This window comes from uncultured Rothia sp., from assembly GCF_916049665.1.
Taxonomy (GTDB): Bacteria; Actinomycetota; Actinomycetes; order Actinomycetales; family Micrococcaceae; genus Rothia.
This window is the reverse complement of sequence record NZ_CAJZIE010000010.1, coordinates 1-22,739: the sequence shown is the minus strand read 5'-3', so window position 1 is coordinate 22,739 and position 22,739 is coordinate 1. Positions and strand designations below refer to the sequence as shown.

Sequence of the window (22,739 nt, the reverse complement as noted above, 5' to 3'; positions counted from 1 at the left end):
TGATGCTCCTTACTCGAGCTCGTTATCGAGGTCGTTTGCTGCGGCTGCCGGTGCTACGGCGGGTGCCTCGCTCTTATGGAAGAGCGGGTTCAGCTGCGTGTACAGCAGGCCCAGGCAGGCGCCGACCAGGCCGATAGCAACCAGGTTGAACTGTGCCGGGGTGGACAGTGCCACGAGGACGTCCTTTGAGCTTCCGCCGGGTAGCGGCACAATCGACTGGGTTGCCGGGATAGCGGCGGCGGCGATGAAGCCGAGGAAGAAGAAGGGCATGAGGGCCTTCGAACGCATCATGTTGATGACCATTGCGAAACCGACCACGGTGATCATGCCGCCGGCGATGCGCAGGCCGGTGGTCACCTCGGCAGGAATCATGTTCAGCAGGCGGGTCAGCTCGTCGGAGCTAATCAGCGCCACAATAGCGGTCGGGATAGCCACGCGCAGACCCTGCAGAGCCATACCGCTAATGTGCATCAACTCAATACCGCGGAAGTTCGCGGTCTTCGCGAAATTATCAGCCTGATGCTGGAAGAACACCGTAATGGTACGAACGAAAATGGTCAGAACCTGACCTGCCGCAGCCAGCGGCACAGCAATAGCAATACCGGTGGTGATGTCCTGGTGACCCTGAATCACAACAACAGCGGAGATGGTGGATGCCAGAGCCGAGTCGGGAGCCATAGCCGCACCGACGTTCATCCAGCCCAGTGCGATGAGCTCCAGTGCGCCACCGAGCATAATGCCGGTAGTCGGGTCACCCAGCGCAAAACCCATCAGGGTACAAGCGACCAGGGGGCGGTGGAACTGACGCTCGTCCACCACGGATGCGACGCCCGCAATGAACGCCACGAGAACAACGAGAATAAACGTCAGGGCGCTCATGCGTCCAGGCCTTTCTGCTTGAGGATCTTTTCCAAATCAACCGGGGAGTGGTTGGGCAGCTGCTGCACCGTCAGCTTCACACCGCGCTTAATGAGTTCGCGGTAGGCTTCCAGGTGCTCCTCGGAGGCGTACACTGCGTCCGAGAGCTGAACCATGCCGGTCTTGAAGGTGACGCCACCAACGTTCACTTCGTTGATCTTGACGCCTTCGTCGAGCAGTCGCACCACGTCAACGGGGGATTCTACGACGAACATGGTCTTCATGCCGGTGTACTTGGGGTTGTTGTACACGCGACCAGCCTTAGCGATGTCCAGGACGTTGGTCTTCACACTGGTCGGCGCGACCTGCAGCAGCAGGGACTTGCGCAGCTGATCGTGTGCCGCATTATCGGATGCCGCGATGAAGGTCTGCGGTGCGATGTGCGGAACCCAGGTGCCTGCCACCTGACCGTGAATCAGGCGGGAGTCGATGCGGGTGAAGATAGCGTCCATGGTGCCGCCGGGAACCTGCTGAGCAGCCGGAACCTCGACCGCCTTGGTCTCTGTGGGCTTCGCCTCGGCGGGCTTGGCGGCTGCGGGCTGGTTCGCCTCCTGGAAGGAGCGAATACCCTTAGTGCCAGCCTTGTGCGCCTTAGCGACCAGGGACTTGAGGGTTGCGTTCTTACGGCCTGCGCCGGAGATGACCTCAATAAGCATCGGTACGTTGACACCGGAGACGACGTCGACGCCCTCGCGGGTGGCTGCGAACTGCGCACCGGCGTTGTAGGGGCTACCGCCGAAGAGGTCGACCAGCAGCAGGGTTTCTTCTGCTTCAGACGCCTCAACGATGCGGGTGTACTCTTCGACGAGATCTTCGGGGCCCTGACCCGGCAGGAAGGTGACCGGGTGGACGTTTTCGAAGTTACCGAGGATCATGCCGGCGGTCTTCAGCAGAGCCGGAGCCGACTCGCCGTGTGCCGCCACAATGATAGTGACCATAGTGGTCCTCTCGTTTTCGTGACATGGTGTGTATAGGGCCCGTGAGGGGCCTCATAATTCTCAGATGGTAACACGTATATTGTGTGTTTTGTGGGTTTTTCTGGTTATGCACACTTTAGGTTCTGGTGACATTTTTTCAAGTGTTGGAATATGGGTTTTTGATGTCAAAACACGTATTTATTACCGGGGTGCGAAAAATTTAAACAGAACACCGAAAAAAGGTTGCCGGCGAGAGAAGCAGAGTGTTATTTTCGTGAAAAATCGGGAGTCTTGGCATCTCGCAAGCGGGCTGACGAGGCGCTTGTTATAGGATATTTTGGACTGTGATAGTGCAAGAAAATGATTTACAAAGAAAATACCCAACAAAAATGGGTGCGTGAGTCAAAAGATGTGGGATTTATACAAAACCAACATTTTCTTGCGGTCTGTCCACAGAATGGTATTTCTGGAATACGTCGCTATAAACCGTCATTTCAAAATTTAAATCGATGCGCTAACGCGCGAAGGAAAACCCGGGAAAACGACAATTTAGTGACAGGTTGTATATATAAATAGCAACCCACCTTTAAAGGCTACGTTCCGCCCGGCAGCACCCCTCTAGAATCCTCACTCCCAGATTCCCCACCCGAACCCCTCACCGGGATTCTGGGGTATAGCTTTCGTAGCGTAGAGAAAGCGACCGAGAACCCCCGGTCGCCTTCTGTCAAACACGCGTTACGCGTTAATGCCCCACATATCCCGCGCCAGACGCGCAATATGAATCGTCAAATACGTCAACTCATCACGAGTCAGGGTCTGCTTCAACTGCATCTGCAGCACCAACAAAACCTTCTGCGCACACGCGTAGGCGCGCGGTGCATCCGCACGAAGAGCCGCCAACAAACTCGGCTGTGACACCTCATCAACACCCTCCGCATAATTCGCGGAGGCGCGGCTCGCCCGCACAAATAGGTACCGTAGATGCGTCACAAAACGTGCCGCGCTCATTGAATCCGGGTCGAGCTTCCGCTCGTAGCTTGCCTCAATAATTTCAAAAACCTGCGCGAAAACCTCAGTCATGCGGAATGCCTGAGACATATCCGCCGTCGCAAATTGCGCGTTGACAAGGTGCAACGCCAAAGGAATAGCCTCATTCGGGTCTAGTTCAACCTGCAGGCGCTCGCGAACCATCGCCAACACTGCGCGGCCGTACTCCACCTCGCGTGGGTAGAGAACAGTCACCTCCGGGGCGAGCGGATACTGCACCCGCACCCCGTCACGCGCACGAACCACCGCATAGTGCAGGTGATCAGCCAGCGGAAGAATAAACGAGTTCGACAGCTCCAGCGCACCCTCGGCGCGCACCTTCGACTCCAAAAGCGTGGCAATCGACAGAATCTCCGCCGGAATCTCAGACAGAGTCATACTCAAACGCTCACCCGACATGCCCTGCTCCGGCACAAACGTCTGCTCCACCGCAGACGGGTCAATCAGCTGACCCTTACGCTTACCAAAGGCAATGCCGCGACCAATCATCACGGACTCCTTGCCCAAATGATCCACAGTGAGGACAACATTATTGTTATAGATACGGCTAATGCGCATGTGTCCTCCTTTGCGGGTGTTGGTCGCCGGAACAGAAACGGCAAATTCAAAAGATACGCAAAGGTGATTGAGCGTTACCTAAGCTAGTACAAATTCTACCGAAAGTTTGAAGCTGTCATGAAGGGTTGACGCGCAAATGCGGGGTAAAGCTGTGCCCCAGCTGTGACGCGGGCAAGCATTCCATAAGTTTGCGGCTGAAAACCGGCTCCCGCCTCACCGCGAACCCTAAATCGCGATACCCTTAATCACATGAGCAGCAAAGCAACCGAAATCGCAAAGAACCTTCCCACACTAGAGCATCCGGACGGTAGCCCCATCCGCGCCCTCGTTGTTGACGATGAGGAGATGCTCAAAGAACTCGTCAGCATGGGTCTGAAAATGATCGGCTGGGATGTGCAGTCCGCAGGCGACGGCCCCTCCGCGCTCGCGATTGCGCGCGATTGGCGCCCGGACGTGCTCGTGCTGGACATTATGATGCCCGGCTTCGACGGTCTGGAGTTGCTCTCCCGTATCCGCAAGTTCTACCCCGAGGTTCCCTGCCTCTTCCTGACCGCTAAGGATTCGGTTGATAACCGTATCGAGGGCCTTGCCGCTGGTGCGGACGATTACGTGACTAAGCCCTTCTCCATGGAAGAGGTCATGATCCGTCTGCACCGCCTGGTGCAACGCTCCGGCGTTGCCGCCATTGATGATGCTGAGCTGGTCGTTGGCGACCTGGTGCTGAACCAAGACACCCGTGAGGTCACTCGCGGTGGCGAGCAGATTAACCTCACCGCAACGCAGTTCGACCTGCTGCGCTACCTCATGGAGAACGCGAAGCGCGTGGTCTCCAAGAGCCAGATTCTTGATAACGTCTGGAACTACGATTTTGGTGGTCAGGCAAATATTGTGGAGCTGTACATCTCGTACCTGCGTAAGAAGATTGATGTGGGTCGCGAACCGATGATTCACACCGTGCGCGGTGCCGGTTACGTGCTGCGTCCCGCCGTCTAAGTTTATTCTCTGCTCTTCATATGGCGCGGTATAACACCCGGTTATACCGCGCCATATCAGTTATATTCTGTATTTCGAATATAGAAAGAAAGGATGTTCGTGGGCTCCTACTCACCCGGTGAAACCGCCTCCCCGGATAACGAAGCAACCCGCCCCCTACGTGCGGGTTCCCCCGCGCAGGATGGTGCTACACCCTCCCGCGGGAACTTCTTCGTGCGCCTACGCGCCGCCTGGAAGAGCATGAGGAATCCCGAAGCATCCCCCGAAGAACTGGGCTACGTGCCCCATCTGCGTTCGCGCCTTATCGTCATCCTCGTGACAGCCCTCGGCATTGCATGCCTCATCATTGGCCTGTCCACCTACGTGACCCTGCAGAACTCCCTCTACCAGCAGGCGCAAAGCGACCTCAAAGAAACCAGTCACCGCGTAGTGCAGCCGACCTCCCGAGACGGCAAGCGAGAAGAAGTGGACTGCAGCGACCTGCAGAAGAGCAGCTCTCTCTTTGCGCCCGGTCAGGCGTCCGGAACCATCATTACCTGTGTTGAGTCCGAAGGCGCTGTGGAAATCGCCAGCAAGCTCGGTAAGGACGGTACCGTACAAACCCTCTCCGCCAATGACCAGGTAACCCTCGGAACCATGGCGCTGAATGCCACCAAAGAAGAAGTCCGAGAGGTCAAGCTGGAATCCGGCCTGTACCTCATCAAAATCACCCCGAAGGCTAATAGCAGCGCCGACGCCCAGGTGGTTGGTATTCCGCTTGCCAACGTACAGCAGACCCTCACCATCTTCGTGATCGTGGTGTCCCTCGGCTCCATTGCCGTCATGGTTGGTGCCGGCGTGGCGGGCTCCTACATTATTCGCGGCACCATGAAACCCCTGGAACGAGTCTCCGCGGTGGCAACCGATGTGGCGCACCTGGACCTGGAAGAACACACCATCTCCTCGGCGGTGCGAGTGGATCCGCGAGATTCCGACCCGCGCACCGAAGTCGGTGCCGTAGGCTACGCCCTCAATCAGCTGCTCGATAACGTGAACTCTGCTCTGGAGGTGCGCGAACGCACCGAACACCAGATTCGCGCCTTTATTGCGGACGCCTCCCACGAGCTGCGCACGCCCCTCGCCGCCATTAAGGGGTACTCCGACATGCTCCGCTGGACCGAGCCGCTCAGCGAATCCGGCCAGTCCTCCCTGGCGCGCATCGATTCGCAGACCGAGCGTATGTCACGCCTCGTCGAGGACCTTCTGACCCTTGCTCGCCTGGACGAGGGTCGCGAACCCAAGCTGGAGCAGGTTGACCTGACCGAGCTGGTGCTTGAATGCACCTCCGACATGCAGGCGGCAGCGCGCACCCACGAATGGCACCTGAACCTGCCCGACGAGCCGGTTGAGGTTGTTGCCGATCGCTCCCAGATTCAGCGCGTGATCTTGAACCTGCTCTCGAATGCTCGCAAGCACACGGACGAGGGTACTCGAGTGACCGCGGGCCTGTCGGTGGATGCTGCACGCCGTGAAGCTGTGGTGACCGTGGCCGATAACGGTCCGGGTATTGCCCCGGACTTCTTGCCGAAGATTTTTGACCGCTTCACCCGTGCCGATAAGGCGCGTTCCGGTTCGGATGGCACCACCGGCCTGGGACTGGCAATTGTGCAGGCGATTGTGCAGGCGCACGGCGGTTCGATTCAGGTGCAGAGTCAGCCTGGGCATACGGTCTTTACGGTGCGCTTGCCCCTGGATGCGCGTCTTCAGCCTGTCGCCTAGTTCCGTTGTCACCTAGTTCAGTACTTGGTCTACCGCCTGAGTTGCGCGTGTCCATTCTGTGAATGGCTGCTTGAGGGGGTGGGGTGTGCTGTGTGCGCATTCTGCTCCCCCGCGGTGTTTTTGAGGGTTTATAGCGCCTTGAGGTGCCAAAACGCTTAATTACTTGTTGAGTAAACATTAAATCTGCACTTCAAGTTTATTACCTAGAGTGCAAATATGTGGTGAATCTAACCCCCAAATAGTTACCCCCAGTGAAACAATGCGCGTATTGTAAAAAGCATGGCTAATCTTGTTGAATCCCCCGCAAACATCGCGGACAAGCGTTCCGCCCGCAAGGCAGAGAACCGTATCGCAATCGTTGAGGCAGCAGAATCCCTCATCCTCGAGGGCGGCTACGGCGCCCTCAACGCAGAAGCACTCGCAGAACGCGCAGGCGTCTCCCGCCGCACCATCTTCAACCACTTCGCCTCCGTAGATGACGTACTGGTCACCCGCATGAACCAGTACTTCAACCGCATCTTCGAAGAATGCGACTTCACCGTCTCCGGTGAAAACGCAAGCATGGAAGCCGAAATGCTCTCTATTGCCCGCAAGGTCTTCAAGAGCAACACCCTCGAAGAGTACATCGCACCCTTCGCGCACCTGCTCTACGCCCTCGAAATGGACAGCCCCGCGAAGTTCGAAGAATACTCGCACGTCATCCTCGAGCGCACCTACGACATCTTCCTCGAACGGTACCTCGCGGCATACCCCGACCTGCCCTACCTGCGCGTGGCAGTCTTCGCCTCCAACCTCGCCGAAACCATCGGTGAAGGTGTCTACTACTACCTCACCCGCGCCGAAGAAATGACGGTCAAGGTTGCAGCAGAAGCCCCCGAGGGCACCCACCCCGAAGCACTCGCCATCGAAGCGATGCGCCAGTGCGTCCTCGAAGCACTCGACTACCTGGGCCGTCTGGTTCAGGGCGAATTCGCAAGCTAAGCCCCATAGCGTTAACGCTCAAACACTCTCGCTTCGGGCACCTCACCTGCAGGTGCCCGGGGCGGGGTGTTTTTTGCCTAAAAACAGGACACAGCGTTCGTAGTGTAGGGCAAAACTATTGGGTAAAACGGCAGGGCAAACACCACGCGCACCCAACACCCAAACTCTTCACTCACTCAACTTCAAAGGACTGAATCATGGCTACATGGCTCTACCGCATCGGTGAAGCCGCCGCCCGTCGCGCATGGACTGTCATCCTCATCTGGGCACTCATCATTGCCGGTGTAGCGGGTGCCTACACCGCGTTCCACGGCAAGCTCAGCAACACCTTCACCATGCCCGGAACGCAGACCCAGCAGCTCTCCGACGAGCTCGCACAGCGCTTCCCGAGTGCCAACCGCGGCTCCGGCCAGATCATTCTCACCACCGGTGACGGCACCGCCCTCACCGAAGAGCAGAAGCAGGCATTCTCCGCCGCACTGAGCGCACTGCCCAGCGAGGTGCCCTCCGTGGATGCGGTCACCGACCCGTTCACCACCACCTCCAAGCTTGCAGAAGCAAAAACCCAGCTCGACGAGGCGCACGCCAAGATTGACGCCGCCCCCTCCCAGATCGAGGGCGGCAAAAAGCAGCTGAATGCCGCTACCTCGCAGCTTGAGGACGGCATGAAGCAGATTGCCGAGAACGAGAAGAAGCTCGACGACTCGCAGGAGCAGATTAGTGCAGGTCGAAAGCAGCTCGCCTCCGCGCAGAAGCAGCTGGACGACGCACAGGCACAGCTGAAGGACGGCTACGCCCAGGCGGAGACGGCCGGCTCACCCGCCGCCATGATCGAGCAGCTCAACACTCAGCAGGCGCAGCTGACCGAGCAGCAGAACGCGCTCAATCAGCAGCGCGATACCCTGACCGAGAGTCAGAAGCAGGTTGACGCGGGTCGCGCAGAAATCGCCTCCAAGAAGGAGGAGCTGGCTGAGGGCAAGAAGAAGCTGGACGAGCAGCGCAACCAGCTTCAGAAGACCGAGAGTGAGCTGCCGGCACAGCGTGAGCAGCTGGAGCGTCAGCAGAAGCTCTACGACTTCACCTCCGGCTACCGTATGGTCTCTGAGGATCAGTCCACGGCGATTGCGACTGTCTCGTTTAAGAAGAAGATTTACGAGGTGCCGTCCGCCGAATTGCAGAAGGTCATGTCCGACATTGAGTCGGCGAACCTGCACGGGGCGACCGTCCAGTTCGACGCGAACCTGAGCGAATCTGCCCTCGGCGGCGGCTCGCACACCGGTGAGGTTGCGGGCATGGTCATCGCCTTTATCGTGCTGATGGTTATGCTCGGTACCCTCGTGGCTGCCGGCCTGCCGATTCTCATGTCCCTGGTGGGCGTGGTGGTGGGTGTGCTCGGCACGCTTTCGCTGTCTTCCATCATTCAGATGAGCTCGACCGCCTACACCCTGGGCCTGATGCTCGGCCTGGCGGTCGGTATCGACTATTCGCTGTTCATTCTGAACCGCTACCGCACGAACCTGCTTGACGGCATGCCGAAGATCCAGGCGATTGCCCTGGCGAACGGCACGAGCGGTAACGCCGTGATTTTTGCGGCAAGCACCGTGATTATTGCGCTGGTTGCGCTGAATATGACCGGTATTCCCTTCCTGGGCGTGATGGGTAACGCCGCCGCGTTCTGTGTGGTTGTTGCCGCCCTGATCGCGGTCACCCTCACCCCGGCGGTGCTGTCCCTGGCGGGCACCAAGATCATGCCGAAGAAGCTGTGGGCTTCCATCGATACCCCGCAGAAGATTGCGGAACGCCGTGCGCAGGATGCCGAGCGCACCGAGAAGCCGAATGGCTGGTTGCGCCTCGTGCTGGCGCGTCCGCTGCTGACCCTGGTGGTGGGTACGCTGGCGCTGCTGGCGGTTGCCGCTCCCATGTCGCAGATGCGCCTGGGCCTGCCGGACGCCTCGAACTACCCCTCCGATAGTGCCGCGTATAAGTCGTACGCGCTGGTCAAGGACAAGTTCGGTGAGGGTATGAGCTCTCCGCTGGTTGCGGTCGCGCACACCCCCGGGAATATGAGTGAGGAGCAGGCTCAGCAGGCGCAGATTGATATCGCCTCTGCGGTGAAGGAGCGCGGTGGCTCGAACGTGCAGGCTGTGGTTCCCGGCGGCATGACGGATGACCGTACCCTCATGATTTTCCAGGTGATTCCTGCCCACAGTGCAAGCTCCGTGGAGACCGAAGAGCTCGTCCACGAACTGCGTGCCGTGACCGTTCCGGTTCAGGGCTCCGAGGTGTCTCTCGGCATTGCGGGTCAGACCAGCGGCAATATTGATGTCTCCGAGGTGCTCGCGCAGAAGCTGCCCCTGTACCTGGGTGTGGTGATGGGTCTGTCCTTCCTGGTGCTGATTCTGGTGTTCCGCTCGATTCTGGTTCCGCTGGTTGCCTCGGCGGGCTTCCTCTTCTCGGTGCTGGCGAGCTTCGGTGCCGTGGTGTCCATCTACCAGCTGGGCTTCATGAGTTCCCTCTTCGGCGTGGACCACCCGGGCCCGGTGCTGTCCTTCCTGCCGACCCTGCTCATCGGTATTCTCTTTGGCCTTGCCATGGATTACCAGATGTTCCTGGTGACCGGCATGCGTGAAGCGTACGTGCACGGCAAGGACGCGGCGACCGCCATCGTGACCGGCTATAACCATGCGGTGCGTGTGGTGGTGGCTGCCGCGATCATCATGATTTCGGTGTTTGGCGGCTTTATTTTCGCTGATTCGACCATGATCCGCCCGATGGGCTTCGGCCTGGCATTCGGCGTGCTCGTGGATGCGTTCATTGTTCGCATGACACTGACCCCGGCGATTATGGCTCTGCTGGGCGATAAGGCGTGGTGGATGCCGAAGTGGCTGGACCGCCTCACCCCGAATATGGATGTTGAGGGCGCCGCGCTGAGTGAAAAGATTCAGCACGAGCGTGAGTCTGCCGCCGATTCGGGTAACAGCTAAAGCCTGGGTAACCGCTAAAGTATTAGTGTGCGTTTGTGCGCTGTTATAGCGCACTTTGAAGACTAATACGAGACGAAAGGGCAGGTGCACGGTGATGAGGAACCGCGCGAGTATCCGGCAGAGGATAGGAGGCGTTCTGAACCGTGTGCCTGCCCCTTTTCTTGTCTTTTTGGGCGGCGGCACGGGTGCGCTGTGCCGCGTGTACACCCCCGGCGGCGTGCTGGTGGCGAACCTGTTGGGCTCGTTCACGCTGGGCCTGCTGACGATGGTGTGGAACGCCTACGCGCGCCGTGACGGTGAGGAGCAGATTCACTCGTTCCGCCTGCTGTTCGGTGCCGGCATGATGGGCGGCTACACGACCTATTCGTCGATTGCTGCGGTGCTGGCGCAGACGATTTTCCTGCCGTACACGGTGCATGAGGGGTACATGGTGTTGGCGGTGCTGGTGCTGCTCGTGGGTGGCTTGGTTGCCGCCGCTGCCGGTATGCTGACCGGCAGTTTCGTGGCGTCCCGTCTGGTGCCCGCCCGTGATGCTGAGGATGGCCGCTAATGTTTTTCGCTCTGATGGTGTTCCTCTGCGGCGGTTTGGGTGCGATGACCCGTTTCTTCCTCGATAAGGCGATGTCTCCTCGCCTGCGTACGGAGTCGTCGATTATTAGCCCGGTGTTCGTCATTAACCTGGTGGGGTCGTTCCTGTACGGTCTGCTGATTTTGCCGGTGTCGAATCCTCGCGCGCTGGGCGTGCACTATAACGCCACGGATCAGGTGGCGTTCTGGTGCACGGTGATTACGACCGGTCTGCTGGGTGGTTTTACGACCTTCTCGACCGCCATGGTGGAGGCGTTGACCGCCCGCGCTGAGGGCAAGATGGTGAAGTTCCTGATGCTGTGGCTGGTGCAGGTTGTGGGTGCGATGGTGGCTGCGATTGCGGGCGCGTTCTTGTTTGTGCTGTTGTTTGGTCGGTATATTGCGCCGGTGTTCCCGCCGGATGTTCTGTACTGACGGTGCTGGCTGTAGCGGTTTGTTTGGCGTGTCCGGGTGGCATGTACAGCTTTTTCACAGTTTCGCCTAGGGTGAGCCATAGAGCCGTCTTTTACACTGGTGGTGAATGATATGCGGCGGGCATGAACAGACACCCGCTATATACCACTGGAAATATATGTTAGAACAGGTATATATACAGGTGGAAAGCGTATAACTCACTCTCACGACCTAAGGAACACACAGCATGCAGGACCTACTGAGTAAACACATGATTGGCACCTTTGCCATCGAGATTGCGGTGCTCACCGTGGCGCTCTCCATTATCGGCTTCATTGGTATGCGCTTGCGCACCAAGAAGACCGGCCGTGCGCACAGCATCCGCCAGTACCTGCTGACTGCATCCTTCGCGCTGTTCCTTGCGTCGATTCTTTCGCTGACGCTGACTCCGATTGGTAGCGCGAATAGCGTCACGAACCCCGAACTCTACTACCCGCGTTTCTATGTGGGCTGGAGCTGGCAGCAGGCGTGGGACCTGACGGCTGGCATGGGTCTGCGCCGCTTCGCCACCACCGTGTACGCGCAGCTCTTCTTCAATATCGCGATGTTCATTCCCCTGGGCTTCTTTACGGCGGGCTGTCTGCGGTGGGGTCTGCGCGCCACTGCATTGAGTGGCTTTGCGCTTTCGAGCTTCATTGAGCTGAGCCAGCTGACCGGTAACTGGGGTCTGGCGGGCTTCACCTACCGTACTTTCGATGTGGATGACATTGTGAATAACACCGCCGGCGCGGTGCTGGGTGCGGTCTGCATCTGGGTGGTACGCGCGATTCAGAAGCGCCGCCTCGCTAAGCATGATCGGGTGCTGGCAATGGCATCCGCCGCAGCCTAATACCCCTCCAAATTAACAGACGTTTTCATAACATGATTGATATAATTCATGTTATGAAAACGTCTGCTCCTAGTCTCCTTCCTATCTTGCGTAGTGACCTGCAGGGTGAAGTGATGGCATTGCTGTTCTCTCACCCTGAGCAGCAGTACACGGTGTCGCAGATTGCTGATGCGACACGTGCATCGTTGCCGACTGTCTCCCGAGAGGTGAACCGTCTGGAACAGTCCGGTTTGGTGACTGTCCAGAATGTTGGTAGGACCCGTATGGTGCAAGCCAAAGTTGATAATCCGGTGGGTCAGGCGATGCGTCAGCTGATTCTGGTAACTTATGGCCCTGTTCCGGTGCTCCGGGATACTTTGCAGGGTGTTTCCAATATTGAGGGTGCCGCTATTTATGGCTCGTGGGCTAGCCGTCGTTCTGGGGTGGCTGGGCATGTGCCGAACGATATTGATGTGCTGGTTGTTGGCTCCCCTTCACGTCAGAAGCTGTATGAGGCTATTGATGATGCTGAGCAGAAGCTTGGCTATGAGGTGAACGTAAAGCGGCTATCTCATGAGGCATGGAACTCGCAGGATGGTTTCGTGCAGACTGTGCGCTCGCGCCCGATGGAGGTTCTCTTTGGGCAGCTGGAGGTGAACGATGTCGACGCTGAAGCCTAATGCCCCGACTCCTGGTCCTTGGACTGTTGGCCGGGAGCGCATGCTTGAGCTGATTAATGCCGGTGAGTTGGAACGGGTCGCTGTAAATCGTGAGCATGCTCAGGGTCTGTTGTTGCGTGCTCATCGGCATCTAAAGACGGCGCATCGTCTGGTGGTTGATGATCCGGAAGGTGCCTATACGCTCCTCTATGATGCTTCGAGGTTGGCGATGACTGCTGCCTTGGCGGTGCAGGGTCTGCGGCCGACTACTCGGGGAGGTCATATTGTGGTGGGTGATGCGTTGCGTGCTCAGCGAGGCCCTCATGATGTGGTGGGTAAGCTGTATTCTCGCTTGCGTCGAACTCGCCATGAGGTTGAGTATCCCGGTTTGGATTATGAGCCTATAGCTGTGGAAGAAGCTGAAGAGGCTTTGGAAGATGCAGAGTATATCGTTCAGGAGATGACTCTTTTTATTCCTAAGCTAGGACCTTTCTAGACGGTATTTCTTTTCGGTACCTCTGAATGAACCTCCTTGCATGAGGCAGACGCAACGAACCCCTCATTTTTATAACCTGAACAACATAAGTCAGGTGATGAAAATGAGGGGTTCGCCGTTTTTAGATGAAACCCTAGACAGGGAAGTTCCCAGGCGGGAAGACTACTCGTCGTCGGTCACACGGTTGACGACGCGGGTGCTACGGTTCTCCTTCACCTCTTCGGGCAGCAGGACCGGCATGGAACCGGTCGGGGTGTAGGTTGCCGCGCGTGCCGCCGCGGTAGCGTGGGTGTCCTCAAATTCGGGGACGACCTCGGAGCTGGGTGCACGGTACAGGTGGCTGTTAGCCCACCACGCGAAGAGCAGAACCACAACCGCCAGAGCGCTGGAAACGAACAGCCACGGGCTGACCTGACCCTCGTAGTAGAGCTTGAAGAACGCGCCACCCATGAAACCACCGGCAATCGGGCCGCAAATTGGAACCCACGCGTAGAACCAGCGCGAGGAACCCTTATCGTGGATGGGTAGCAGGGCGTGCATGAGGCGCGGACCGAAGTCGCGGGCGGGGTTCAGCGCGTAGCCGGTCTGACCACCCAGACCGATGACGAGCACGGCGACCATGAAGCCGAAGGCGAGGGGCTTGAGCACGTCGTTGAGGTTGAGTGAGAGTTCCACGCCGCCGCTGATGGTCGGCTTGAAGTTCACGCCGGTGTACAGTGCCGAGAAGACCAGCATGAAAGTGCCAATCATTTCGGAGAGCGCGTTGGTGAAGTAGTTGTGAATGGCGGGGACGGTACCGAAAATGCCGAGCTTAATCTTCTTGTCGGCGGTTGCCTTCCAGTGGGGCAGGTAGTTGAGGTAGACCAGTCCGGCGCCGACCATCGCGCCGAGGACCTGCGCGATGATGTAGCCGGGAACCTTCTCCCAGGGGAATTCGCCGAAGGCTGCCAGGCCGATGGACACGGCGGGGTTTAGGTGGCCGCCGGAGTAGGCGTGGGAGGCGTAGACGCCGAAGGTGACGGCGAAGCCCCAGCCGAAGGCGATGGTGAAGAAGTTGTCGCCGTGGCCTTTGGAGCGTCGGAGTTCGACGTTGGCGATGACGCCGCAGCCGATGGTGCACATGATGAGCGTGCCGAGGAATTCGGCGAGGTAGGGGCTGATGGTGTACACGGGGTGTCCTTCAGGTAGTGAACTGCGGGTGGTGAACCGGGGTTCGACCGGGTGTGCAGTGCCGAGTGTGAGGGAGGTGTGGTTTTGTGTGGGTTATGCCGCCTGGGTGGCATGTTTAACCTTTGGCATCTATGGAACCTTGAATACCCCTGGAAGACAATACTTTTGTGTTATTTCACCCTTAGACATAAGCGGTTTTTCGGGTTTTTCGTTTAAAAATAAATGTGGCGAATGAGGGGAAAAACGGGCATAGTCCACACCTTGGACTCATTCCATAAACCCACAGCTCAACCCACAGGTAAATCCATGGCTCAACCAACACTTGAATCCCCACCTTCACTACCCGCCATCAGCACAAAAATGCCCGGGCACCGCATGAGGTGCCCGGGCATTTTCTGTGGTTTCTACATGGCTCTTATGAGCCGCCGTGGTCTGGGGTCTACGCCGCTACACGGCTACTACTTGGCGCTCGCCCAGTCGAGAATCGCCTCGAAGAAGCGCTCGCATTCGCTCAGCTGCTCCAGTTCAATCCACTCGTTCGGGGAGTGCGCCTGCGCAATATCGCCGGGGCCGCAGATGATGCTCTGCACGCCGGCGCGCTGGAACTGGCCCGCTTCGGTGCCGTAGGTGACCTTCTGCGGTGCGTCGTTGGTGCCGAGCCACTCGTGGGCGAGGCGCACGATGGGCGCGTCGTCTTCGGTACCGAGGCCAGGTACGGCGGCGAGCAGCTCGTGCTTCACGCCCACGCGGGAGGTGAGGCTACCGGGCTCCGCGCCGGTCAGCTTCTCTGCGCGCGCGGCGCGCGCCTGCAGGTCGGGCAGGATGACCTCGGAAAGCTCGCGGTCAATGCGCTCGACGAAGGACTCGGTGGTCACCTGCGGCAGGGTGCGCACATCGTACTCCACGACCGCCTGCTCGGCGACGATGTTGTACTGCAGGCCGCCGTTTGCCAGGTTCACGCTGCCGGTGGAGTGGGGAATGATGAACGACTCGTCGAAGGGGCCTTCTTCTTCCCACTGGTCCGCCATGTCGGTGAAGAAGGTGATGAACTCGCCAGCGGCAGCAACCGCGTTCACGCCATGGGTTGCGAGGGAGCCGTGCTTGGGCACGCCGGTGAAGGTGACGCGGCCGCGGTGCGCGCCCTTGTGCGCGTCGATAATGCGCATGCTGGAGGGTTCACCCACAATCGCGTAGCCGGGGGCGAGGTCGCGCGCCACGAACTCCTCGATGAGGGAGGGGGCGCCGACGCAGCCGATTTCTTCGTCGTAGGAGAACGCGAAGTGCAGGGGAGTGCGCAGCTTCGCCTCCGCAACGCGCGGTAGCAGCCAGAGGGCGACTGCGAGGAAGCCCTTCATATCGCAGACGCCGCGACCGTAGGCGCGGGTACCCTCCACGCGCAGGGTGAACGGGTCGGCGTCCCAGTCCTGACCGGCGACGGGTACGACGTCCGTGTGGCCGGAGAGAATAACACCGCCGCGGGTGGTGCCGTCCGCTGCGGGGATGGTGACGAGCAGGTTAGCGCGGGTGCCGTCCTCGTTGTAGGTGCGCACGCCGCTGTAGCCGTAGCGGGCGAACTCGGTTTCGAGCAGTTCAATGAGTTCGAGGTTGGAGCTGCCGGAGATGGTGGGAATCGCGATGAGCTTTTCGAGCCAGGGGAGGGATGCGGGCTGGGTGGTCTGAGCCGTCATAACTATTCCTTCTGCGTTGTAATGCTGTGCGCTGTCATGTGCCGCGTGCGCTTGTTATGTTCAGGGTACGCCGCGGGGCGGTATTCGTCGCCTCATGGTCGTCGAATACCGCCCCGTGACCCCTGCGCGGGGTTAGATGCTGTAGTTGTTCACGTTGGAGTGGTCGCCCAGCGCGTGGAAGTTGCGCGAGTGGTAGACCAGCGGGGTGCCTTCGCAGTCGTTACGGATGAACTCTTCAACCTGTGCGGTGAAGACGAGTGCGGGGCCTGCCTCAACGCGGCTGAGCGGGGTTGCGCGCAGTACGCGGCGCACGCCGTGGACGAGGGGCTCGCCGCTGTGGACGAATTCCCAGGTGCTGGGGTCCTCAAAGCGGGGGTAGTCGTGGGTTGCGAAGTTCTTCGCGAGGGTGACATTCTCAGCGTCGAGCATGTGCACGAGGAAGGAGGAAGCAGCCGCGATCTTTGCTGCGGAGCCGCTGTTTGCCTTGAGGGAGAAGGCGATGATGGGCGGTTCTGCGGCGACGGAGGTCAGCGAGGAGGCGGTGAAGCCTGCGGGGTCACCGTTTTCGTCGGTTGCGGTGATGATGGCGACGCCAGCGGGCTGGTGGCCGAAGGCGAGCTTGAACTGCTCGGAGGTGTCGGCGATGGGTGCCTGTGCTGCAATGGTTTCGGTCATGATCGACCCTTTCTTCTGCGGCTGCGTTTGAGGGTTCGTCCAGATGTGTATGCGTTGGGCGACCCTTTGTTAAGGGGAGATATGTTTCAGGGTAAAGCTAATGGGTGCTGAACACCTTATTTATTGCCCTATGTTTCTTAGGTGCACCTTTCATGACATAGGGCGCGAAATATTACGTCATATTCTTCGCCGTTTGGGGGCGTCCCGGAGGTGTTCCACGGGGCACCCCGTGAAAGGTTCGGAACGCATGGTTTTGGGTGCTGTCCCTCTCTCTTCCGCGGGGTTTCGCGGGGGTGATGAGGGCTCTAGGGTATCCTTGCTTGGTACGCGAAAGCGCACCGCGCCCCTTCTTTGAAGGGTTTTCCGGTGCGTGAACTGTGGGGAGAAGAGGGTTAATGAGCTGGTTGGCAACTATTCCGCTGCTACTTTTTGCGGTCGTGTTGGCTTTTGGCCCCGGCTATGCAATGGGCTGGGCGCTGCGTGTTCCCGCACGTCTGCGCGTTTTTTATGCGCCGCTGCTGTCCTTCGCTTTGGTGGCTGTTTCCGCGATTGTGCTGGGTAAGACCGGTATTCCGTGGAGCCTGATTTCTTTCGTGCCGGTTGCCGCCGTGCTGGTGGCTGCCGCCGCGGGTGTGATGCACCTGGTGGGCCGCCGCTGGCCCTCCGCCCTACCCGACGCCTCCAGCGAGGCTGCAGAGAACTGGGCGGGTAACACCGTGCCCCTCGCCTGGCCCGTCATCGGCGCGGTGCTGGGCGGTTTCTTGACCCTGCACGCAACCCAGCATATGGTCTTTGGGCCCGAGGCGTTCTCGCAGACCCTCGATAACTCATTCCATATGAATGCGATTCGCTGGATTCAGGAGCACGGTGACGCCTCCAGCCTGACTTTGGGTGCAATTGCCGCCGCGAATCAAGAACCTACTTTTTATCCTGCCGGCTGGCACGACTTCGTGTACCTGATTTACAGCACGACCGGCACGAGCATCGCTACGGCAACCATCGTCATGATTCTGCTGGCGGCAGGCATTATCTGGCCCTGCTCCCTGATTGCTATGTGCTTGAGCATTCCGCACCTGCGCCCCCTGCAGACGCTCGCCATTCCGGCTCTGACCTGCGGTTTCTTTGCGTTCCCCGGTCTGCTGCTGTTCTGGGGTGTGCTGTTCCCGAACCTTCTGGGTTATGCCCTGCTGCCCGCGTTCGTGGCGCTACTGCTACACATGATTCAGCTCATGGCGCGCCGTGAGTACTCCTTCGTGCTGTCCCTGTCGCTGACGATTCTGGTGGGCCTGGGCGGTTTGGCTCTGGTGCATCCGAACGCGGTGGTTTCTGCCGCAGTGTTTGCGGTGCCCATGCTCCTGGGTGGCGTGGTGCAGGTGCTGCGCACCCGTGGCGCGTCCACCCGTGAGCGTCTGGTGGGTACCGGCGTTCTGGTCGCTCTCATCGCCGGATGTGTCACTATCTGGTTGGCGTTGCGTCCGAGTGAGGAAGCCAGCGACCTGTGGACCGCCATCATGAGCGAGGGCGAGGCGGTCTATCAGTTCCTGTTCCTGGGCCTGGAGAACGCAAACCCGCTGGGTGGTAATTTTGCGCCCGCATATCTGCTGGGCTTCTTGGCGCTGTGGGGTGTTGGCTACCTGCTGTACAAGCGCCGTAACCTGTGGCTGATTGGTAGCTGGATGCTGGTCGGCTACATGTGGATCATTGCGGCTTCGGTGCCGCGCGGCGACTTCCGCCTGCTGATGGTGGCCCCCTGGTACACCGACCACTTCCGCCTGGCGGCTCTGGTGGTGTTCCCTGCAGTGCTGCTCGCCGGTATCGGCCTGGGCGGCGCCGTGGAGGGCATCTTCGTGCGCATCATGCATGCTATTCCGCGTGAGAAGCACGCGAAGGTTGCCCCGGCAATGATGGGTGTCTCCATGGTGCTGGTACTTGCGGTTGCGGGCCTGTCCTCGCGTACTCCCGCAATGCATGACGCAACCCTGCAGGTGGCGGATAGGTACAAGGTGACCCCGACCTCCGACATCCTGAACCAGGATGAGATGAACGTCATTAACGAAATCCCGAAGATCGTGCCCAAGGGCGACACCATCGTCAACAACCCCTGGGACGGTAGCGCCTACATTTATGCGCTGGCTGACCGCCACCTGACCAGCTACCACTTCGAGTTCCAGACCTCCCCGAAGTACGCGGCAATCCTGAACGATTTGAAGGATGCCCGCACGAACCCGGAAGTCTGCCGCGAAGTGAACGAGTACAAGGCTCACTGGTATGTTCACCTGGAGAACCAGGGCAATTTCGGTCCTGCTCAGCAGAAGAACTATGACGGCATGGTGGCTGCTATCGACACGGACGTTCTGACCCCGGTCTATTCTTCGGGTCCGATGACTCTGTACCGTATTAGCGCCTGCGATAACTAATGCAATAACTAGAGGGTGCGCCAGCACCCCTCATAAAGCGTATGTATCTCAGAGAATAAGTGGTGCAGTCTACAATCTGTCGCCAAATCTGAGATGCCGCGGAACCACTGATATGATGAAAGCCGGTATGTCCACTAGGGCATACCGGCTTTCACACGCACGGTAAGACACATTCGTTAGGAGGGGTAACTGCCCTATGGGTTCTCCCACATCGTCCCTTACCCCCCGCACGTTCCCTCGTACGCTGGTGATTATGCCCGCCTGGAACGAGGAAGAAGCGCTGCCCGGCACTATTACTGAGCTGCAGGAGACGGTGCCCTACGTGGACCTGGTGGTGGTCAATGACGGCTCCACCGACAACACCTCCGCAGTGGCTCGTGAGGCGGGCGCCTTCGTGATTGACCTGCCCTACAACATGGGTGTGGGTGCCGCCATGCGCACCGGCTACAAGTACGCGCAGCGCATGGGCTACGACTACGCCATGCAGGTGGATTCGGACGGCCAGCACCACCCCGAGAGCATCCCCTCGCTCATTGAGGCGGTGGAGGATTACGACATCGTGATTGGTTCCCGCTTCGCTGACGGTGCGGCGGACTATGAGGTGTCCGGCCCGCGCAAGTGGGCGATGAGCCTGTTGTCGTTCCTGTTTACTCGCGCGGCGGGAACCCCGTTCACGGACGTGACCAGCGGTTTTAAGATTGCGAACCGTCGCGGTATCGACTTCTACTGCCGTAACCTGCCCGCCGAATACCTGGGCGACACGATTGACATCACCGCCATGGCAATTAGCAATGGTTTGAAGGTGCGTCAGGTGCCGGTGCATATGCGTGAGCGTCAGGGAGGTACTCCCTCCTCCGGTCCGCTGAAGTCTGCCATCTATCTGGTTCGTTCACTGTTTGCCTACGGCATTTCGGTGAGCCGCCGCCCCGAGGAGAAGTAGCCGTGAGCGCCAGTGTTTTCTTCTTGATCCTTGCCATTCTGGTCTGTACTTTTGTGGTGATTCAGGTACGTAACCAGCGCATGAAGGAGCGCTACGCCGCCCTGTGGCTGATTATTGGTGCCATCATCATTGTGTTGGGTGCTTTCCCGACTCTTCTCAATGGTGTGGCGGACTTTGTGGGGGTCGCCCTGCCGGTGAACCTGCTGTTCCTGCTGTCGATTCTGCTGCTGATGGGTGTGAGCATTCACCTGACCCTGGAGCTGTCGCGCCTGTCGGAGAAGACCCGCATCCTGGCTGAGGAAGTCGCCATTTTGAAGGCGCTTCAGGAGCAGCCGGAGGGTGCCGCCGGTGCGAAGAAGCGTGACCAGCAAGATTCTTAGTCTTTATCTTTCAGTACTTTTCACCCCTTGTGAGTTGGAGTAATACCCCATGACCGTTGATATTCTGTTCCCCTACTACGGCGACGTCGCCATGATGAAGCAGGCTGTGCTGTCTGTGGTCGGTCAGACCAACCCGGACTGGCGCCTGATTGTTGTCGATGACGGCTACCCCGACGACTCGATTCCCGGCTGGTTCGAGTCCCTGAAGGACGAACGCATCACCTACATGCGCAACGAAACCAACCTGGGTGCGAACGCGAACTACCGCAAGTGCCTGACCTTCGTGGAGAACGAGCTGGTCACCGTCATGGGTGCTGATGACGTCATGCTCCCCAACTATGTGCAGTGGCTCGTGGACGCGGCGGCTAAGCACCCCGAGGCGTCCATCTTCCAGCCCGGCGTGGTTGTGATTGATGAGAACAACGGCCTGTCGAACACCCTGGTGGAGCAGACTAAGGCGTTCTACCGCCCCAAGGGTGAGGCTGTTCTGCAGGGCGAGGAGCTGGCCACCTCCCTGCTGCGTGGCGCGTGGTTCTACTTCCCGTCCCTGGGCTGGCGTAAGGACGCTATCGTGGGTACCGGTTTCCGTGAGGGCCTGAACGTTATCCAGGATATGGCGCTGATTCTCGACATCACGATGCGCGGCGGCTCCCTGTACTACGATCCGCAGGTTGCGTTCATGTACCGCCGTCACGGTGGTTCCGACTCGTCCTGGCGTGCCCTGGAGGGTACCCGCTTCGAGGAGGAGCGCCGCTACTACAACACCATGGTTGAAGAGATGAGCGCCCTGGGCTGGACGAAGGCGGCTCGCGTGGCTCGTATTCGCTTCTCCTCGCGTGCTCACGCGCTGACTCTGCTGCCGAAGGCGGCTCTGGCGAAGAAGTGGCAGGGTGTTAAGAACCTTGCCGAGCACGTCGTAAAGTAAAGATTTCAATCTTATAGGTGCGACCAGTAGAGAACGGAGATAGCGTGGAATCATCGGCAGAGTCCCAGCCGAAGAAAATGACTCGTGGTCATTCGATGGCAATTTTGGGATCGTCCGGTTTAGCTGCACTATCTTCTCTAGGAATTACCGTTGTCGTGAAACGGTTTCTGGAGGGCGAAAGCCTGACGGAGTTCCTTCTCTTCTGGTCGCTTCTTTTTGCCCTCTACGGTGTGGTGGTCGGTATCCAGCAGGAGGCGACCCGCGCCGTGGGCACTGCACGCCGCGACGGTAAAACTGGGGCACGTATTGCCCCTGTGGGTGCTCTGGTGGGTCTTATCGTGGGCGGTCTGACCTTAGTGACGAGCCCTCTGTGGGCTCCCGCCCAGATTCCCTTGAGCGGGTTTAACGGTGTGCTTCTTCTGAGTGTCGGTGTGGCCCTCTACGCCATGCACATGACTCTCTACGGTGCGTCTGCTGGTCAGGAAAGCTGGTACCTCTTCGCGAGCGTATCGGGGTTTGACGCTATTTGGCGCATTGTGGCTATCTGTGCGGTCGGTCTGGTCTCTGCGCATCTCGTCGGTCTTGAAGCCGCAGCGGTTTCTCCGGTGCTTCTGTGGCTGCTGATGGTGCTTCTGCTGCCGGAGGCGCGGCGAGTTTTTGGCTCTCGTGCGGATGTTTCATCGGGTCGTCTGCTGTATAACTACACGCTGTCGATGGGGTCGTCGACTGCTAACGCGGTTCTTATGATGGGCTTGCCGCTTCTGCTGAACGCGAGTATTGATTCGAACGACTCGCTGCAACAGGTTATTTTGGCGGTTCTGATTCTCGCGATTTCGATTACGCGCTCGCCGATTATGATTCCTCTGCAGGCTTTTCAGGGTGTTGCGGTGTCTGCATTCTTGAAGCAGCAGAACCATCCGTTGCGTGCTTTTGCGAAGCCTGCTGGTGCACTGTTGGGTGTGGGTCTTATGGGCGCTGCAGCGGCTTATGTGCTGGGACCGTGGCTGTTTGGTCTGCTTTATCCGCCGAAGCCTTCAGAGGTTGAAGCGTACGCCCAGGTGGTGACTTCTCCGATGCTTGCGCTTCTGGTATTTGCTTCTGCCTTCTTGGCGCTTTTGGTGCTGTCGGGGTCGCTGGTGATTGCGTTGAATATGCACCGTTCGTATGTGGCTGGTTGGGTGCTGGCTGCTGTGGTTGCTTGTGTTGTGGCGGTGTCGCCGTTGCCTCTTCTGACGCGCACTCTTCTTGCCCTGTATGCGGGTCCGATGCTTGGCCTGCTAGTGCATTTGGCCGCGATGGTGTGGCATGCGCGTTCTGCGTCGAATAGCGGTAGTGCTGAGATGGAGAATATTTAATAAATAAATGATGAGGGGTTGAGCAGACG

The 22,739-nt window shown here is 58.9% G+C and carries 20 protein-coding genes; 14 read left to right on the top strand and 6 right to left on the bottom strand.

All coding sequences use genetic code 11. The features are described from left to right. Window positions 1-9: 9 nt before the first annotated feature. The 3 genes from QZ540_RS01820 to QZ540_RS01810 all read right to left on the bottom strand — a co-directional run bounded on the left by QZ540_RS01820 (window position 10) and on the right by QZ540_RS01810 (window position 3,440). The gene (locus QZ540_RS01820) at window positions 10-879 is read right to left on the bottom strand and encodes a PTS mannose/fructose/sorbose transporter subunit IIC (protein WP_294627289.1); all 870 of its coding nucleotides are present in this window, start codon (window positions 877-879) and stop codon (window positions 10-12) included. After that, on the bottom strand, window positions 876-1,856 hold the full coding sequence (locus QZ540_RS01815) for a mannose/fructose/sorbose PTS transporter subunit IIA (protein ID WP_012902658.1): 981 nt from the start codon (window positions 1,854-1,856) through the stop codon (window positions 876-878). The genes QZ540_RS01820 and QZ540_RS01815 overlap by 4 nt, the downstream gene beginning before the upstream one ends. 714 nt (window positions 1,857-2,570) lie before the next feature. After that, complete coding sequence (locus QZ540_RS01810) at window positions 2,571-3,440, bottom strand: PRD domain-containing protein (RefSeq protein WP_294627286.1); 870 nt, start codon at window positions 3,438-3,440, stop codon at window positions 2,571-2,573. Window positions 3,441-3,689: 249 nt separating this feature from the next. Between QZ540_RS01810 and QZ540_RS01805 the strand changes: the two genes are divergently transcribed. The 9 genes from QZ540_RS01805 (at window position 3,690) to QZ540_RS01765 (ending at window position 13,160) form a co-directional block, all read left to right on the top strand. Next, entirely contained in the window at window positions 3,690-4,433 is a 744-nt protein-coding gene (locus tag QZ540_RS01805) for a response regulator transcription factor (protein ID WP_049354120.1), read from the top strand. Between the two features lie 93 nt (window positions 4,434-4,526). Continuing rightward, window positions 4,527-6,191 (top strand): cell wall metabolism sensor histidine kinase WalK, encoded by a 1,665-nt coding sequence (locus QZ540_RS01800; protein ID WP_294627283.1) that lies wholly within the window; start codon window positions 4,527-4,529, stop codon window positions 6,189-6,191. 279 nt (window positions 6,192-6,470) lie between these two features. Then, window positions 6,471-7,172 (top strand): TetR/AcrR family transcriptional regulator, encoded by a 702-nt coding sequence (locus QZ540_RS01795; protein WP_005507988.1) that lies wholly within the window; start codon window positions 6,471-6,473, stop codon window positions 7,170-7,172. Window positions 7,173-7,369: 197 nt separating this feature from the next. Beyond that, window positions 7,370-10,156 carry an MMPL family transporter gene (locus QZ540_RS01790; RefSeq protein WP_294627281.1) on the top strand — a complete coding sequence of 929 codons (2,787 nt, stop codon included), beginning with the start codon at window positions 7,370-7,372 and terminating at the stop codon, window positions 10,154-10,156. 145 nt (window positions 10,157-10,301) lie between these two features. Further along, window positions 10,302-10,706, top strand: a complete 405-nt coding sequence (locus QZ540_RS01785; protein WP_294627279.1) for a CrcB family protein — start codon at window positions 10,302-10,304, stop codon at window positions 10,704-10,706. After that, window positions 10,706-11,158 carry a CrcB family protein gene (locus QZ540_RS01780; protein ID WP_294627277.1) on the top strand — a complete coding sequence of 151 codons (453 nt, stop codon included), beginning with the start codon at window positions 10,706-10,708 and terminating at the stop codon, window positions 11,156-11,158. The genes QZ540_RS01785 and QZ540_RS01780 overlap by 1 nt, the downstream gene beginning before the upstream one ends. A gap of 226 nt (window positions 11,159-11,384) precedes the next feature. Then, window positions 11,385-12,026: a VanZ family protein gene (locus QZ540_RS01775; RefSeq protein WP_294627275.1), complete on the top strand. Its 642-nt coding sequence runs from the start codon at window positions 11,385-11,387 to the stop codon at window positions 12,024-12,026. A 113-nt stretch (window positions 12,027-12,139) separates the two neighbouring features. After that, entirely contained in the window at window positions 12,140-12,685 is a 546-nt protein-coding gene (locus QZ540_RS01770) for an ArsR family transcriptional regulator (protein ID WP_161799639.1), read from the top strand. 40 nt (window positions 12,686-12,725) lie between these two features. Continuing rightward, the gene (locus QZ540_RS01765; protein ID WP_065423910.1) at window positions 12,726-13,160 is read left to right on the top strand and encodes a HEPN domain-containing protein; all 435 of its coding nucleotides are present in this window, start codon (window positions 12,726-12,728) and stop codon (window positions 13,158-13,160) included. Window positions 13,161-13,322: 162 nt separating this feature from the next. Here the strand turns inward: QZ540_RS01765 and QZ540_RS01760 are convergent, their stop codons facing one another. The 3 genes from QZ540_RS01760 to QZ540_RS01750 all read right to left on the bottom strand — a co-directional run bounded on the left by QZ540_RS01760 (window position 13,323) and on the right by QZ540_RS01750 (window position 16,693). Beyond that, window positions 13,323-14,330, bottom strand: coding sequence for an MIP/aquaporin family protein (locus QZ540_RS01760; protein WP_294627272.1), 1,008 nt, complete (start codon window positions 14,328-14,330; stop codon window positions 13,323-13,325). Between the two features lie 458 nt (window positions 14,331-14,788). Next, a complete protein-coding gene (argE, locus tag QZ540_RS01755) occupies window positions 14,789-16,018 on the bottom strand; it encodes an acetylornithine deacetylase (RefSeq protein WP_294627270.1) in 1,230 nt (409 codons plus the stop codon). Between the two features lie 132 nt (window positions 16,019-16,150). After that, window positions 16,151-16,693: a flavin reductase family protein gene (locus tag QZ540_RS01750; protein ID WP_294627268.1), complete on the bottom strand. Its 543-nt coding sequence runs from the start codon at window positions 16,691-16,693 to the stop codon at window positions 16,151-16,153. A gap of 395 nt (window positions 16,694-17,088) precedes the next feature. Here QZ540_RS01750 and QZ540_RS01745 point away from each other — a divergent pair, with 395 nt between their 5' ends. The 5 genes from QZ540_RS01745 to QZ540_RS01725 all read left to right on the top strand — a co-directional run bounded on the left by QZ540_RS01745 (window position 17,089) and on the right by QZ540_RS01725 (window position 22,710). After that, a complete protein-coding gene (locus tag QZ540_RS01745) occupies window positions 17,089-19,110 on the top strand; it encodes a DUF6541 family protein (protein WP_294627266.1) in 2,022 nt (673 codons plus the stop codon). A 196-nt stretch (window positions 19,111-19,306) separates the two neighbouring features. Then, entirely contained in the window at window positions 19,307-20,050 is a 744-nt protein-coding gene (locus QZ540_RS01740) for a glycosyltransferase family 2 protein (protein WP_294627264.1), read from the top strand. Between the two features lie 2 nt (window positions 20,051-20,052). Further along, on the top strand, window positions 20,053-20,430 hold the full coding sequence (locus QZ540_RS01735) for a DUF2304 domain-containing protein (RefSeq protein ID WP_294627262.1): 378 nt from the start codon (window positions 20,053-20,055) through the stop codon (window positions 20,428-20,430). Between the two features lie 49 nt (window positions 20,431-20,479). Further along, window positions 20,480-21,355: a glycosyltransferase gene (locus QZ540_RS01730; protein WP_294627260.1), complete on the top strand. Its 876-nt coding sequence runs from the start codon at window positions 20,480-20,482 to the stop codon at window positions 21,353-21,355. Window positions 21,356-21,510: 155 nt separating this feature from the next. Next, complete coding sequence (locus tag QZ540_RS01725; RefSeq protein ID WP_294627258.1) at window positions 21,511-22,710, top strand: hypothetical protein; 1,200 nt, start codon at window positions 21,511-21,513, stop codon at window positions 22,708-22,710. The last annotated feature ends 29 nt before the right edge of the window (window positions 22,711-22,739 follow it).